A 14,135-nucleotide genomic window follows, 5' to 3' on the forward strand; every position below is an offset into this window, starting at 1 on the left:
GGGTGTTTTTAAAGGTTTTTTAAGTCTTGTATTGTTTATTTTTACACTATGATTTTAATCACAGGGGCAACAGGATTAGTAGGGGGACATTTGTTATACCGCTTTCGCGAAAGCGGAAAAAACATCATCGCCACCTATCGTGACCTGAAAAGCTTAGATAAAACTCGGGAAATCTTTGAGTCTTATGAAAAAGGTGCTGCTGCCCAAGTAGATACTTTTCAATGGAAGCAAGCAGATATTCTTGAAATACCAAGCCTAGAAATAGCCATGCAAAATGTGACAACGGTTTATCATTGTGCCGCTGCTATAGATCATCTTCCTTTTGAGGAAATGAAAAACAGCAACATGCGCGGTACAGAAAATATGATAAATGTAGCTCTCGCTCTGGGGGTTAAGAAGTTTTGCCATGTAAGCAGTATAGCAGCATTGGGCGAAGCTGTGGGGAATAGAGCTGTAAATGAAGACGATTTTTTCAATCTCGACGGTCTGAATACCGATTATGCGATTACTAAATTTGGCGCAGAAATGGAAGCTTGGCGAGGAAATCAAGAAGACATGGATGTCATCATCATCAATCCAGGTGTTATCATTGGGGAAGGAAACTGGGAACGTGGCTCTGGTCAACTGATCAGTAAAACAGCCTCTGGAAATAAATTTTACACCAAGGGTAGCAGCGGTTTTATAGATGTGCGAGATGTCACAAGAGCTATGCAATACCTTACAGAAAGTGATCTTAAAAATGAGAGGTATATTCTCGTTTCAGAAAATAAAACCTATCGCGAGGTGTTAGATCTCATTGCTCTTAGCTTACAGAAACGCAAGCCCAATATTCAACTTAAAAGCGGTGTTTTAAAATTGATTTCTCACCTGCTTAAAGCTCCTAACTTCTTCGGTTTTCCACTTCAATTAAGTATGGCAAAAGTGCAGTCCATGACTTCAAAAACTAGGTATTCTAATACTAAAATTAAAAAGGTCTTGAATTTTGAGTTGACGCCTATACAGGAAGCTATTGATCGAGTGGCTACTTTTTACAGGCAAAGGAGCTAATTTAAAGTTCTTCGTCAGGATCTGATTTCTCAAGTTCTTTAATGCGATTCTTAGGTATATTGTTAGAAACACGCCTCTTCTCCTCTGTATTAATTCTTTCCTGTCTTGCGTTTAGAGAATCCTGTAACGTTTTAAAATTTTCTTGAACCTCATCCATGATCAAAAGGTACTCTTCTATTCGGTCTGTATAATAATTCAAATTCTCCTGAAAAGTAATGCTATCCATATCATACTTCTCATATAAAAAAGAACTGGGCTGGACACCCGTTTGGAGATAGGCCCCTTTATTAGAAGAAATAGCCCCCTCAACTAGGTATAAATCTGTTATTAACGCAGCCATTTTATCTTTAGAAAACAAATTTTCTGGCTGAGGAGATTTCTCCACATCAGAACATGATAATGTAAAAAGCACTAAAATGACTACGGCTATTTTATTCATCTTACAAATGATAGTTCCTGAGCGTTTTTATTTTTGGATACTTTGAAATTCTTATATGCCAGCTCTCCATTTACAAAGGTTTGCATAACACGACTTTTAAAAGTTACTCCTTCAAATGGAGACCAGCCACATTTTGCTAGCACATTCTCCTTGGTCACTGTCCATGGATTATTGGTATCTACGACAACAAGGTCTGCTTTATAGCCTTCTCTTATATAACCTCTTTTTTCTATGTCAAATAATAAGGCTGGGTTGTGACACATTTTCTCGACTACTTTCTCGATAGTAATTTTTTCATCGTGAACAAATTGTAACATCGCAGGTAATGCATGCTGTACTAAAGGTCCACCACTAGGACAAGAAGTATACGGGTTTGATTTCTCTTCTAAGGTATGTGGTGCGTGATCTGTTGCGATGACATCTATGCGATCGTCAAGTAGGGCTTCCCATAATTGTTCTCGATCAGCAGCTGTTTTAACTGCAGGATTCCACTTGATAAACTTTCCTTTAGTCGCATAATCTTCATCACTGAACCACAAGTGATGTATACAGACTTCTGAAGTAATTTGTTTATCTACTATAGCTTCTTTGTTGGAGAAAAGAGCTGTTTCCTTGCCCGTTGATAAATGGAATACATGTATTCTAGCGCCAGTTTCCTTTGCTAGCTCAATAGCTCCACTACTGCTTATATAACAGGCGTCTTCATCTCTTATCACGGGATGCTGATCCATAGGGATGTCATCTCCATATTTGTCAAAGGCTTTTTTAAAATTTGCTGTAATTGTAGCCTCATCCTCACAATGAAGAGCGATGCGCAGTTTTACATTCAAAAAAATCTCTCTTAGCACTTCTTTATCATCAATGAGCATGTTACCTGTTGAGGAACCTAAGAAAAGTTTTAATGCGGGTACTCTAGAGGTGTCTACTTTTAAAATCTCTTTTAGATTATCATTTGTACCACCAAACATAAAGGCATAATTTGCATGACTATCTCGCTGAGCGATAGCCATCTTACTTTCCCATTCCTCAATAGTTGTGGTTTGGGGATTGGTATTAGGCATCTCCATGAACGTAGTGATTCCACCAGCGACTGCGGCAGCACTTTCTGTTGCAATAGTTGCTTTATGAGTAAGGCCTGGTTCTCTAAAGTGCACTTGATCATCGATGACCCCAGGCAATAAATATTTTCCCTCTATGTCAATGATTACGGTATCTGCATTTTTAGCACTGATGCTTTCTGCAATTTCAATAATAGTATCACCTTCTATATACACATCACCTTCTTTTGTTACCCCATCAGTAACAATCTTTGCATTTTTAATTAAAGTCTTTTTCATATCTCTAGTTTCCCTATCAAACTTTTCATTTTCATTATCATTACTCCCATTACCGCTTCATTTATGATGCTACTGCTCATCTTAGACTGCCCCCTAGATCTATCTGTAAAAATAACAGGTAGCTCTATGATTTTTGCATTCAATAAAAAGGCTTTAAACTTCATTTCTATTTGAAATGCATAGCCTACAAATTTAACCTTATCTAAATTAAATTTTCTTAAAAGAGAGGCTCGATAACAAACAAATCCAGCGGTAGTATCATGAATATTAATTCTAGTTATCAATCTCACATATTTTGAGGCAAAATAAGACAATAAGACTCTTGACATGGGCCAGTTCACTACATTTACTCCTTTTACATACCTGCTCCCTATAGCGAGGTCGGCGCCTTTTCTTGCGCAAACGTCGTATAGATAAGGTAGATCGTTAGGGTCGTGTGAGAAGTCTGCATCCATCTCAAAAATATACTCGTAGTCCCTATTTAAAGCCCATTTAAATCCATGAATGTAAGCGGTTCCAAGACCTTGTTTACCTTCACGCTCTTCTATAAATAACCGGTCAGGGTATTGCTTTAAATTATTTTTCACCACTTGAGCGGTACCGTCTGGAGAAGAATCGTCCACAATAAGAAGGTGTAGGTGCTGATTTTGATTTAAAACAGCATCTAACATCAATTGGATATTCTCCAATTCATTAAATGTAGGAATAATAATTAGCGTATTTTTCATAATCAACGGCAAAAATAAACAATAAATCAGCCAGCTATGTGAACCTTTGTTAAATCATGTTATTTTTACCATCTCAATGGATATAGAACTACGTCATATAGAGCTCAACGACTGGATCAGCATTACCTTATTATTTTGTGTAATGATGCTCGCGGTTGCCAAATGGTTTTCTAAGTTTCATATTACCGATTTATTAAGCGCTTACTTTAAAAGCCGATTCATCAAACTCTCTAGGAATAGAGAGGAAGGTTCTTCTGTATTAATTACAGGTAGTGTGATCGTATACACTATCAACGTAGCACTATTTATATACATATATTATAAAAAGGAGCAACAACTTCCGATAGCACTTAATGGCTATTTACTATGCTTGACATTTGTTTCTGTTTTTCTTCTCACCCAACACTTTATTGGAAAACTTATTGCAACCCTATGCAATTTTGAGGAATTACTAAATACGATTGATCATCATAGAAATATTTATAGAGCAATGTTTGCTTATGCACTTCTTATAATCAACTGTATTGTTATTTATCTGTACAACATGAATGAGATGGCTCTACTCACTGCCCTCATTTTCATTGGATTTATGCTTTTTATTTACCATCTGATATTAATTTACACCTATAGAAGCCTACTATTTTCTACTCATTTGTATTTTATTTTGTACCTTTGCGCCCTTGAAATCACACCCTATCTACTTTTGTATAAGTATTTTATGCTGTGAAACCTTGACTCTAATAGAAAACATATATATATATGAAAGTGAAAACAATTTTAGTTTCCCAACCTGAACCTAAAATGGAAAATTCACCATATCAGAATTTGGTGGATAGAACAAAGGTAAAAATCGATTTTCGCTCCTTTATACATGTTGAAGGAGCTGCTGCAAAGGAGGTGCGCGAGCAAAAGATTGACCTTTCCAAGTTTACTGCTATTGTTTTAACAAGCCGCAACGCAGTAGATCATTTCTTTAGAGTAGCTGAAGAAATGCGTTTTAAAATTCCGGACTCTTTAAAATACTTTTGTCAAAGTGAAGCTGTAGCTTATTATCTACAGAAATATGTAGTTTACCGCAAACGCAAGATTTATGTAGGGAAAAGAACCTTTCTAGAGTTATGTCCTCTTATAAAGAAGCATAAAAACGAGGTTTTTTTAGTTCCTAGTTCTGACAAATTAGGAGATTCTACTCCAACAGAATTAGATAAACTAGGTGTCAAATGGACCAGTGGTACATTTTTCCGCACAGTGATCAGTGACCTATCAGACCTTGCAGATGTGAAGTATGATGTTTTAGTGTTCTTTAGTCCTAGTGGAATTGAATCACTCTTTCAAAATTTTCCTGAGTTTACACAAGAACAAACTCGCATTGCAGTGTTTGGTAACACTACCATGAAGGCCGCTAAAGATAAAGGCTTAAGAATCGACATTCAAGCGCCTACTCCAGAGTCTCCATCGATGAGTATGGCTATAGAAAATTATATTAAAGACAAGGGTTAAGTCTATATTCTGTTTTCGCCTTGAGCTGAGCATAAATTACAGGCTACATTACAACAAACAAAAACGTCCTGAATAACTTATTCAGGACGTTTTTTTATGACTTATAATGTTAAGGCTTATAGTTTCCTTGGTGGTCCACCAGCAAGGATTTCTTCTGAGGCTTGCTCTTCAAACTTTTTAAAGTTATCGATAAAGAACTGTCTCAATTTTTCAGCAGTTTCATAATAACCTTTGTCGTTATTCCAAGATTTACGCGGACTCAAAACTTCTGTAGGCACATTTGGGCATGTTACCGGTTGCGCAACACCAAACATAGAGTGATAGTGATAATTGCCTTTGTTAGCTTCTTCTAGAGAACCATCAAGAGCTGCAGTAATCATCGCACGGGTATACTTCAATTTCATACGACTTCCCACGCCATAAGGACCTCCTGTCCAGCCTGTATTTACAAGCCATACTGTAACTCCAGACGCCTTCATCTTCTTGCTCAACATATCTGCATACACTGTAGGATGCAAAGGCATAAAAGGAGCTCCAAAACACGCTGAAAAACTAGGGACTGGCTCTGTAACACCGGCTTCAGTTCCAGCAACTTTTGCCGTATAACCACTTATAAAATGATAAGCGGCTTGACCAGGAGTCAATTTAGATATAGGTGGTAAAACCCCAAAAGCATCTGCTGTGAGGAAAAATATATTCTTTGGATTCTTACCTACTGACGGCTCCTTGATGTTTTCAATATGGTAGATAGGATAGCTTACTCGTGTATTTTGAGTAATAGAAGTATCTGCAAAATCAACACTGTTATCTTTATTAAAAATGACGTTTTCTAATATAGCACCAGGTTTGATCGCATTGAATATTTCTGGCTCTCCTTCTGGATCAAGGTTAATCACCTTTGCATAACAACCTCCTTCAAAATTAAAGACTTCGTTATCTTCTGTCCATCCATGCTCGTCATCGCCTATCAATGCTCTTTCTGGATCTGTAGAAAGTGTTGTTTTACCAGTCCCACTTAACCCAAAGAAAATAGCGGTGTTATCATCTTTACCTACATTGGCACTGCAGTGCATAGGCAAGGTGTTTTTATAAACAGGTAAAATAAAATTGAGAGCACTAAAAACTCCTTTCTTGATCTCTCCTGTATAACCAGTTCCTCCAATTAGAGCTATTTTTCTAGAAAAGTTAAGAATAGCAAAATTATGCTGTCTTGTTCCATCTTCTTCAGGAACAGCCATAAATCCTGGTGCGTTGATAACAGTCCACTCCGGATCAAAACCATCAAGCTCTTCTTCAGTTGGCCTGATAAACATGTTATATGCAAACATGTTGGACCAAGGATACTCATTAATGACTCTTAATTTAAGTCGGTAATCTTCGTGAGCACAGGCATAAGCATCCCGCACAAAAAGTTCTTTACCATCTAAATAGGCCGTCACCTTATTCAAGAGTGCGTCAAATTTATCTGACTCAAAAGGAAGATTGATATTGCCCCACCAGACTTTATCTTCCGTCACCTCATCTTTTACAATGAAACGATCCATAGGAGAACGACCGGTAAATTCACCTGTATGAACCGCAAGGGTGCCGTTAGCAGTTTCTTTACCGCCATAATCATCTACAGATTTTTCTTGTAGAATTTCAGGCGTGAGTTGGTAATTGATTTTGGAATTTTTGATTCCCCATTTGGTTAACGCAATCGATTGCGAAATAGAGGTGTTTGAACCCATGATAATCCGTTTAGTTAGATATCACACAAAAATATAACACTAAAATGGGTCTCACTAATTATTAATAGAATTATGTGAAATGATTTTCCACAATGCAAAAAACCAACCTGATATCAAGCTTAAACCGCCCAAAGGGGTTATAGGTCCTAGGAATTTTAAATTTACATGCAGCCATTTAGACAAAGAAAGCCCATAGATACTAAAAGAAAAAAGAATCATTCCGATAACAAAAAGGTACAATAATATATTTTTTGAAGCATCGGTTAGTAAGGTTACTTGAGAAAAAGCAATCAAAGCAATCGCATGAAATAATTGATACCGCACACCAGTTTCAAAACTTTTTACTTGTTGCGGCTCCAATACTTTTTCAAGTGCATGTGCCCCCAATGCACCTAAAATTACAGCCATTACAGCAAAACTACACCCAGCAATTAACAACTTTCTTTCCATTGTATTTTAAGTTTAACTTAAGACTCTTAACTTGGCACTAAAATACAACAGTAATGAGACACATCTTAATAATAGGTGCCGGAAAATCTACCGGAGTACTGGTAGATTATCTTTTAAATAAATCTAAGGAACATAAATTACAGCTCCTTATAGCCGACAAAAATATACAAAGCGCTCAATTCCTGAGTAAAGACCATGAAAACGCCACAGCTTTAGAGTTGGATATTTTTGAACCAGAGCAACGCAAAAAGCAAATTCAAAAAGCAGATATCGTGATTTCTATGCTTCCTGCTAGATTTCATATGGAAGTTGCTAGAGACTGTGTGGCTTTTAATAAAAACATGGTTACCGCGAGTTACGTCAGTCCAGAAATGGAATCTCTTGATAAAGAGGTGAAAGAAAAGGGGCTCATTTTTATGAATGAAATAGGTGTTGATCCAGGAGTGGACCACATGAGCGCCATGCAAATCATCGATCGCATTACCAGTAAAGGCGGTAAACTACTGCTTTTTGAATCTTTTACAGGTGGACTAGTCGCACCAGAAGATGATAATAATCTGTGGAATTATAAATTTACTTGGAATCCTCGTAATGTTGTTACCGCCGGTCAAGGTGGTGCTGCAAAATTTATTCAAGAAGGCAAGTACAAATACATCCCGTATAACCGCCTCTTTAGAAGAACAGAATTACTTGACGTAGAAGGCTACGGACGATTTGAAGCACTAGCTAATAGAAACAGCCTTAAATATAGAGATATATACGGTCTCAAAGACATTCTTACCTTATATCGCGGTACTATGCGACGTGTAGGCTTTAGCAAAGCATGGAATATGTTTGTACAATTGGGAATCACTGATGACACCTATACCATAGAAGGCTCTGAAAACATGACTTATCGTGATTTTATCAATAGTTTTCTTCACTATTCTCCAACTGATAGTGTGGAATTAAAGATGCGCCACGAACTAAAAATAGATCAAGACGACATCATGTGGCTCAAACTTGAAGAGCTGGATATTTTTAATAACGAGAAGAAAACTGGACTTAAGGACGCGACTCCTGCACAAATGCTCCAATCCATATTAGAGGATTCCTGGACACTTCAACCTGGCGAAAAAGACATGATCGTGATGTATCATAAATTTGGGTATGAATTAAATGGTGAGAAAAAACAAATAGACAGTACTATGGTATGTCTAGGTGACGGAGATTTTCAAACTGCCATGGCAAAAACGGTAGGACTACCTGTTGCGATTGCAGCCTTGAAAATTTTAAATGGAGCATTTACAGAACCAGGCGTACAAATCCCTACTAAGGCTTCTGTATACAATCCTATCCTTAAAGAATTAGAAGAGTATGGCATTCGCTTTCGCGAAAGCGAGACAGAATATCTAGGCTATAATAAATTGCATTTATAGAATCAACTAACTTTTTTAAAACAAACAACAGCCAGTGGTTACAGATGTAACGACTGGCTGTTGTCATTTTCTTAATTATTTCTTGATCTATTTTTAAAAAAAGGAAAATAAAATAAAGCAAGGTAGCCAGTGAACCTATAGCAGCTGCGACATAGGTGCACGCCGCCCAGTTTAAAGCGTCTTTTGCTCCAGCAGGCTCTTCTGGAGACAACATTCTATTATTTTTTAACCAGGCCAGTACACGATGACTCGCGTCATACTCCACAGGTAGCGTCACAAAAGCAAATGAAATAAACTTTTTTGAACAGAACTCTACTTACGTAATTTTAAAACTAACTTGCAGAGCACTAGAATAAAAGCTGTTGAAAACAAAAAAACAAGACCTAACAAATAGAGCGGATATTCAAATTCTAGTGAACAAGTTTTATAAGAAAATAAGGTCTGAAAATACTTTGGGGCCCATTTTTAACCGGACCATAAAGAACTGGCCTGCTCATTTAGATCATATAACTAACTTTTGGGAAAGCAGTCTATTCCTGACTAAAGGCTATCAAGGAAATCCAGTAACAGCACATCAAAAACTAGATCAACAGGAAAATAATTCTATTGAAATGAATCATTTTGGCATCTGGATCAACCTTTGGGTAGCCACCATTAATGAATTGTATGAAGGTCCAATAGCTGATCTTGCCATAAGACGAGCCCGCAATATGGCCAGTATATTATTTATAAAAATAGTTGAGGCCAGAGGTCACTAATGATCAATTGATTTATCTATCAAATGACCAGTTCATAATATCAGTACGCAATCCAATATTGAGCCACATGGTACTTTCACCACGAACCAAATCATTATTATACCGCGGATTCTGACTGCGGTAAATCACTTGACCAAATACTTTTAATCTACTTGCTGGATTGATCACATAACCAGCTTCCAGGTGTCCATAAAAGAAATTGGAGATATTACCTTGTACAGTTTCATTACCATTATCAGAAACACGATCATCTTCAGAGCCGTAAATATTCCCTCCATAGAACGCATTATCTCCATTTTGAAGAATATCGTAACCGCGTTCTCCATAAATAGCTTTGGCAATTCCATACCAGCGGTCTTTTGTATAACGACCTATTAGTATAGCCTCATAAAAGTTAGCTCCCCAAGGGTGTGCTAGTGCTTGATTGCTATTAGCATAATTGAGCACTACAGAATTGTGAGAATAGGTATAAGGTCGTACTCTATTGTATTCTAATTGCATCATTAGGTTGGGTACTTTAAAAGCATTCTGCCATTTCATACCTAACTGGTAAGCACTTTTATTTTGATAACTCCCATCCCCACTAACTACAGAAGCTCCTGAGAATTCATCTATAGTTAATTGTCCATAACCCGTTAAACGGTCACTAAATTTATATTTTGCCGTAAAACCTAATAACGCATTACCTCCGCGAGAACCTGTTTGTAATTCTACAGATTGATAAAAAATAACCGGGTTTACATAATTGAAATCAAATCCCCTCTGGTTATCATCTTGCCACAATACACTTTCAAAAAGCCCTATGTTTAATCTTTTTGTTGCGTTCCAACTTAAGTAATGATGGGTCATATACTTTGTTCGAAAAGAATCGTCAGCAGTTACTTCAGATCGCACATCTCTTAAAGAGGTATATAAAACGGTATAGTCCAGTTTCCAGAATTTGGCATTGAGTTTAAAATATGGAAATGGTTGCGAGTTATCACTCAAGACTAACGAGCGGTATCCATCACCTATAAAATGCTGTCCATGGCCTAATTGTAAATCAAAGTATTTACTGGGCTTGTAATTGATATACCCCGTTGCTACTGGATAATCAAAGATGTTTTCACCGCCGTCTTCAGCTATACCTCTTCCAGGAACGATCCCAGGATTACCGCCATCTGGAGCACGCAGTCTTACTTCTCGTTCAAAATAACCAGGAAATCTCGCTTGAGATTCTTGTATGTTCATACCAAAAGTAATTTGATCCCCTATTCCACCACTTACATTTACTAACCTTGTATTGTTATACGTGTTCACATCATCTCTAGAATCTTTACCAAGTTGTAGGTCTACTCCAGGATCTACCACAAACCAATAGTCTTCTCCAGCTACTTCAAAAAAGTGTTCATTGTACCATTTGCGGCCTAACCACGTCTTTTGATCTTTAAGAAGCGACTCTCTTTCTGCTTCTAAGTCAAAATACTGATCCACATAATTAAAAGTATAGGGTTTTACAGCGGTATGCGCATTATTCCCAACCCGATTCATAGCTGCTTCGTATCGATGGTACCTTTGATAGGAGAGTGGAATATTGGCATCAGACCTCAGTTGATTTCTATCGTACTGGTCGCTTATGATGTTGTTGTACTCTTCATTCGCTTTCGCGAAAGCGAGACTATCTTCAGCCTCTTTCTTTCTTTGCTGCTTTTTAACCTCATTATCAGAATTGCTATAGACTTGAAAAGAACCTGATTCCTTCATAGGAACAGGAATATTAAGTATAAACTGCATGTAGGTTGGGTCGCCATTAAAAGTAGGCGCCTCCACTTTAGGCAGCTTTTCAAAAGCTATAATCATCTCCTCCTTTAAAGATGCTTTTAAAGCATCCGTTCGTATCAAAACAAAACTACCTTCACGATCTACTTCAAATCGCATGGTAACTGATTGATTAGGGACACTATCGTTCTTCACTGGATGCTGGTAGTTGTCTTTAAGCTGCGCATAAAGTGTCTTGTAAAAACAATCTTCTAATTGGTCAATAGCTTTTTCTTTGCACTCGTCAAAAACAGGGAATCTCTCAATGTCTGACTGTGCAAAAACAGCGCTAGATAAGGTCAAGAAAAGGAATGTATATAGAAATTTCATAGCTTCTTAATAAGTAGCAAATATACTTGTTTTAATAAGTGTCCAAAAACAGAAAAGCCATGAAAATTCATGGCTTTAAAAATAAAGAAAACAAATAGAATCAATCATTTATTTGAAATCGGATAGGCAGTGCATAAGTCACATTAACCGGCATGTGGTCAATTTTACCTGGGGTCATTTCTGGCAATCTAGAGATCACTTGATAGGCTTCCTTTTCTAACTCCTTATTAGGTGCTTTTACTAATATATCTTTAGGAAACCCGTCTATGCCTATTGTAAACTGAACATAAATAATAACTATATCTTTTCCTATTACAGAGTTTGCGAGACCTGTATCAAACTTGCGCTGTATAAAACGAGCCATCTTTTTATTCAGACAACCTACTCGTTCTACTCGATCCATTGCAGCACTGCAGCCAGGAAATAGTGGCACCTCATGAACAGAACCTAGCACCTCATTTTTAGGTGTTAGAGGAGCGGTTTTTACTCCTGTTTCTGTTGCACCTGTTTTCAGTGGAGGAGTCTTTGCACTAGCCGCAGGTGTTTTTTCTGGATCTGGAAGATCTGTGGTATTGTCTTTTACCTTTTTAGGTGGCTTGTTAGGATCTACTTTAGGAATTATAGGCTTTGTCTTTTTAATTTCAGGCTTAGACTCTTTGTTAGGTACAATAATGACTTCACCTATATTAACATCCTCCGAAGGCATATACACAGTATGTGCTGTTGGGAACTTCTTTACCGGCATTGCGGTAGTCAGTTCCATAATAAGGAATGCAGCGACCAGCGCTGCAATCAATCCTATCTGGAAATTAATAATTGGGTTGACTTTAGTGTTCGCGGCTTGTTTATCAGCTCTGCGAGTGTTCTGAGGTGTTGCAGCACCTATTTCCTCTTTTGAAGTTTTCATAAAAAATGGTTTATGTTATTTCAAAAGGAAATCAAGAAGCATACCAAAAAAAATCCCCAACCTATTCTGGTTGGGGATTTTATTTATTAAGGAAGACTCTTATTTAGTCTTGTACTGAAAATATGATCGGTAATGCATAGATAACCCCTACTGGCTTACCTCGTTGCTTTCCTGGCGTCATTGATGGCAATCTATTAATAACTCTAGCTGCTTCAGCCTGAAGTTTAGGATGCTTTGCTTTGGACTGAATTCCTACTACATTCCCTTTAGAATCAATTTTAAATTGAACAGAAATTTTCTGTCTTCCAGAAAGACCTAGTTCATTTGCAAGACCTGTATTAAATTCTCTGTTTACAAATTTTGTGATTTTCTCACTCATGCATTTCTTACGATCTGCATTGTTCTTCATGCCTTCACAACCAGGATAGATCGGCACGTTTTCAATAATAGCAAAAGGAACATCAGCAATTACTTCTTCAACACCTGCTTCTTCAGAAACCTCTTCAATCTCTACGATTTCTTCTTGCTCGTCAGTTTCTGTGTCTTCAATAATTACTTCTTCGATCTCCACTTCATCCTTAACTACCTCGATAATTTCAGGCGCTGGTGGCGGTGGTGGCGGTGGTGGTGGTGTATCCAGCATTTGGGTGATAGGAATTTCCTCTTCCATAAAAAGTTCATCCGGTTCCTGAAAGACCTCTTCGGTAACTACAGTTCTAGACTCATACTCCAATCCTTGCCACGATAGCAATAGCATAAAGGCTAAGCCTGACAGGGCATATAGCGTAATATTTTTACGTAAATCTGCTTTTTCTGATTTCTTTACTTCCATAATGGCTGTATTTAAGAGGCTAAAAATAACTAAATCTTTGTGCTAATAAAAGATTTATGCTGTTTTCTGTTTGTTAAAAATTTTATCAATAATTAATAGTACCAACAGAGCAAGAATAATGCCAGCAATATTAGCCAGCACATCCATAAATTCCATAGTTCTATTTACTGCTATATATTCCTGTCCAAATTCAACAAGAACACCAACTAAAAGCGAGAAAACTGCAGCTCCAATAGCGATGGTACGCGACCAATGCTTAAAAATGGTGGTTACTCTAATAGCACTATGGCTTTGTTTACTCAGGTAGCGCGTGTAAAAATAGAAATACCATACTAGCGCCATAATGAAATATGCAACCGTGTGGTAGATTTTATCTCCATTAGGAACATTTATTGGTGGCGCCGGGTTTTTTATTAGTGATGCTATTACGATAGCAGCAGTGTATAATGGCGCTAACCAGTAAATGAGTCTATGCATTATCCTACAAGCTCTTTATAAGCCTCAGCACTAAGCAAATCTTCTACTTGAGAAGCATCTGTGAACTTCATTTTAATCATCCATCCGTCACCATAAGGATCTGAATTTACTAATTCTGGTTCGTCTTCTAGCTTTTCATTAAAGTCTGTGATCTCACCAGTTAGTGGAAGAAATAAATCAGAAACCGTTTTAACTGCTTCCACAGTTCCAAAAACTTCTTCTTGATCAAGAGTCTCATCTAATGTTTCTACTTCTACGTAAACGATATCACCTAACTCGCTTTGTGCAAAATCTGTGATACCTATAGTAGCAACGTCTCCGTCAATTTTGATCCACTCGTGATCTTTGGTGTATTTTAATTCTGATGGGATGTTCATTATATATA

At 37.3% G+C, this 14,135-nt stretch carries 15 protein-coding genes and 1 pseudogene; 5 read left to right on the forward strand and 11 right to left on the reverse strand.

The features are described 5' to 3' along the window. The first annotated feature begins 48 nt into the window (after positions 1-48). Complete coding sequence (locus CW736_RS02900) at positions 49-1,047, forward strand: NAD-dependent epimerase/dehydratase family protein (RefSeq protein WP_101012479.1); 999 nt, start codon at positions 49-51, stop codon at positions 1,045-1,047. 1 nt (position 1,048) lies between these two features. On the opposite strand, the gene CW736_RS02905 is transcribed toward CW736_RS02900, so the two are convergent. From CW736_RS02905 to CW736_RS02915, 3 genes are read right to left on the reverse strand one after another with little or no spacing between them, the layout of a single operon-like run. Further along, on the reverse strand, positions 1,049-1,486 hold the full coding sequence (locus CW736_RS02905) for a DUF4296 domain-containing protein (protein WP_101012480.1): 438 nt from the start codon (positions 1,484-1,486) through the stop codon (positions 1,049-1,051). Beyond that, positions 1,483-2,823 (reverse strand): dihydroorotase, encoded by a 1,341-nt coding sequence (locus CW736_RS02910; RefSeq protein WP_101012481.1) that lies wholly within the window; start codon positions 2,821-2,823, stop codon positions 1,483-1,485. The genes CW736_RS02905 and CW736_RS02910 overlap by 4 nt, the downstream gene beginning before the upstream one ends. Next, the gene (locus tag CW736_RS02915) at positions 2,820-3,551 is read right to left on the reverse strand and encodes a polyprenol monophosphomannose synthase (RefSeq protein WP_101012482.1); all 732 of its coding nucleotides are present in this window, start codon (positions 3,549-3,551) and stop codon (positions 2,820-2,822) included. Before CW736_RS02915 ends, CW736_RS02910 begins: the two co-directional genes overlap by 4 nt. A 76-nt stretch (positions 3,552-3,627) precedes the next feature. Between CW736_RS02915 and CW736_RS02920 the strand changes: the two genes are divergently transcribed. Continuing rightward, the gene (locus CW736_RS02920) at positions 3,628-4,278 is read left to right on the forward strand and encodes a DUF4271 domain-containing protein (RefSeq protein WP_101012483.1); all 651 of its coding nucleotides are present in this window, start codon (positions 3,628-3,630) and stop codon (positions 4,276-4,278) included. Between the two features lie 32 nt (positions 4,279-4,310). Further along, on the forward strand, positions 4,311-5,051 hold the full coding sequence (locus tag CW736_RS02925) for a uroporphyrinogen-III synthase (RefSeq protein ID WP_101012484.1): 741 nt from the start codon (positions 4,311-4,313) through the stop codon (positions 5,049-5,051). 116 nt (positions 5,052-5,167) lie between these two features. Here the strand turns inward: CW736_RS02925 and pckA are convergent, their stop codons facing one another. Both pckA and CW736_RS02935 read right to left on the reverse strand, forming a co-directional pair. Continuing rightward, entirely contained in the window at positions 5,168-6,781 is a 1,614-nt protein-coding gene (gene pckA, locus CW736_RS02930; protein WP_101012485.1) for a phosphoenolpyruvate carboxykinase (ATP), read from the reverse strand. Between the two features lie 54 nt (positions 6,782-6,835). Then, the gene (locus CW736_RS02935) at positions 6,836-7,189 is read right to left on the reverse strand and encodes a DUF423 domain-containing protein (protein ID WP_232735404.1); all 354 of its coding nucleotides are present in this window, start codon (positions 7,187-7,189) and stop codon (positions 6,836-6,838) included. A 95-nt stretch (positions 7,190-7,284) separates the two neighbouring features. Here CW736_RS02935 and CW736_RS02940 point away from each other — a divergent pair, with 95 nt between their 5' ends. After that, positions 7,285-8,649 carry a saccharopine dehydrogenase family protein gene (locus CW736_RS02940; RefSeq protein WP_101012487.1) on the forward strand — a complete coding sequence of 455 codons (1,365 nt, stop codon included), beginning with the start codon at positions 7,285-7,287 and terminating at the stop codon, positions 8,647-8,649. A 94-nt stretch (positions 8,650-8,743) separates the two neighbouring features. Here the strand turns inward: CW736_RS02940 and CW736_RS14250 are convergent. After that, positions 8,744-8,935 (reverse strand): annotated as a pseudogene (locus CW736_RS14250) (zinc metallopeptidase); the annotation flags it as partial. 76 nt (positions 8,936-9,011) lie between these two features. Between CW736_RS14250 and CW736_RS02950 the strand changes: the two are divergent. Continuing rightward, a complete protein-coding gene (locus tag CW736_RS02950) occupies positions 9,012-9,407 on the forward strand; it encodes a group III truncated hemoglobin (protein WP_101012489.1) in 396 nt (131 codons plus the stop codon). A 12-nt stretch (positions 9,408-9,419) separates the two neighbouring features. Here CW736_RS02950 and CW736_RS02955 read toward each other — a convergent pair whose 3' ends face one another. The 5 genes from CW736_RS02955 to gcvH all read right to left on the reverse strand — a co-directional run bounded on the left by CW736_RS02955 (position 9,420) and on the right by gcvH (position 14,127). Next, entirely contained in the window at positions 9,420-11,534 is a 2,115-nt protein-coding gene (locus CW736_RS02955) for a hypothetical protein (protein WP_101012490.1), read from the reverse strand. A 100-nt stretch (positions 11,535-11,634) separates the two neighbouring features. After that, a complete protein-coding gene (locus tag CW736_RS02960) occupies positions 11,635-12,441 on the reverse strand; it encodes an energy transducer TonB (RefSeq protein WP_101012491.1) in 807 nt (268 codons plus the stop codon). A gap of 103 nt (positions 12,442-12,544) precedes the next feature. Beyond that, positions 12,545-13,273: an energy transducer TonB gene (locus CW736_RS02965; RefSeq protein WP_101012492.1), complete on the reverse strand. Its 729-nt coding sequence runs from the start codon at positions 13,271-13,273 to the stop codon at positions 12,545-12,547. A 54-nt stretch (positions 13,274-13,327) separates the two neighbouring features. After that, positions 13,328-13,750, reverse strand: coding sequence for a VanZ family protein (locus CW736_RS02970; RefSeq protein ID WP_101012493.1), 423 nt, complete (start codon positions 13,748-13,750; stop codon positions 13,328-13,330). After that, positions 13,750-14,127, reverse strand: a complete 378-nt coding sequence (gene gcvH / locus CW736_RS02975) for a glycine cleavage system protein GcvH (protein WP_101012494.1) — start codon at positions 14,125-14,127, stop codon at positions 13,750-13,752. Before gcvH ends, CW736_RS02970 begins: the two co-directional genes overlap by 1 nt. Between the last annotated feature and the right edge of the window lie 8 nt (positions 14,128-14,135).

Source organism: Nonlabens sp. MB-3u-79, from assembly GCF_002831625.1.
Lineage (GTDB): Bacteria > Bacteroidota > Bacteroidia > Flavobacteriales > Flavobacteriaceae > Nonlabens.

Bases quoted from the DNA above. Each gene is read 5' to 3' on its own strand.
- CW736_RS02900 (WP_101012479.1), top strand. From the start codon at position 49: ATGATTTTAATCACAGGGGCAACAGGATTAGTAGGGGGACATTTGTTA.
- CW736_RS02905 (WP_101012480.1), bottom strand. From the start codon at position 1,486: ATGAATAAAATAGCCGTAGTCATTTTAGTGCTTTTTACATTATCATGT.
- CW736_RS02910 (WP_101012481.1), bottom strand. From the start codon at position 2,823: ATGAAAAAGACTTTAATTAAAAATGCAAAGATTGTTACTGATGGGGTA.
- CW736_RS02915 (WP_101012482.1), bottom strand. From the start codon at position 3,551: ATGAAAAATACGCTAATTATTATTCCTACATTTAATGAATTGGAGAAT.
- CW736_RS02920 (WP_101012483.1), top strand. From the start codon at position 3,628: ATGGATATAGAACTACGTCATATAGAGCTCAACGACTGGATCAGCATT.
- CW736_RS02925 (WP_101012484.1), top strand. From the start codon at position 4,311: ATGAAAGTGAAAACAATTTTAGTTTCCCAACCTGAACCTAAAATGGAA.
- pckA (WP_101012485.1), bottom strand. From the start codon at position 6,781: ATGGGTTCAAACACCTCTATTTCGCAATCGATTGCGTTAACCAAATGG.
- CW736_RS02935 (WP_232735404.1), bottom strand. From the start codon at position 7,189: ATGGCTGTAATTTTAGGTGCATTGGGGGCACATGCACTTGAAAAAGTA.
- CW736_RS02940 (WP_101012487.1), top strand. From the start codon at position 7,285: ATGAGACACATCTTAATAATAGGTGCCGGAAAATCTACCGGAGTACTG.
- CW736_RS02955 (WP_101012490.1), bottom strand. From the start codon at position 11,534: ATGAAATTTCTATATACATTCCTTTTCTTGACCTTATCTAGCGCTGTT.
- CW736_RS02960 (WP_101012491.1), bottom strand. From the start codon at position 12,441: ATGAAAACTTCAAAAGAGGAAATAGGTGCTGCAACACCTCAGAACACT.
- CW736_RS02965 (WP_101012492.1), bottom strand. From the start codon at position 13,273: ATGGAAGTAAAGAAATCAGAAAAAGCAGATTTACGTAAAAATATTACG.
- CW736_RS02970 (WP_101012493.1), bottom strand. From the start codon at position 13,750: ATGCATAGACTCATTTACTGGTTAGCGCCATTATACACTGCTGCTATC.
- gcvH (WP_101012494.1), bottom strand. From the start codon at position 14,127: ATGAACATCCCATCAGAATTAAAATACACCAAAGATCACGAGTGGATC.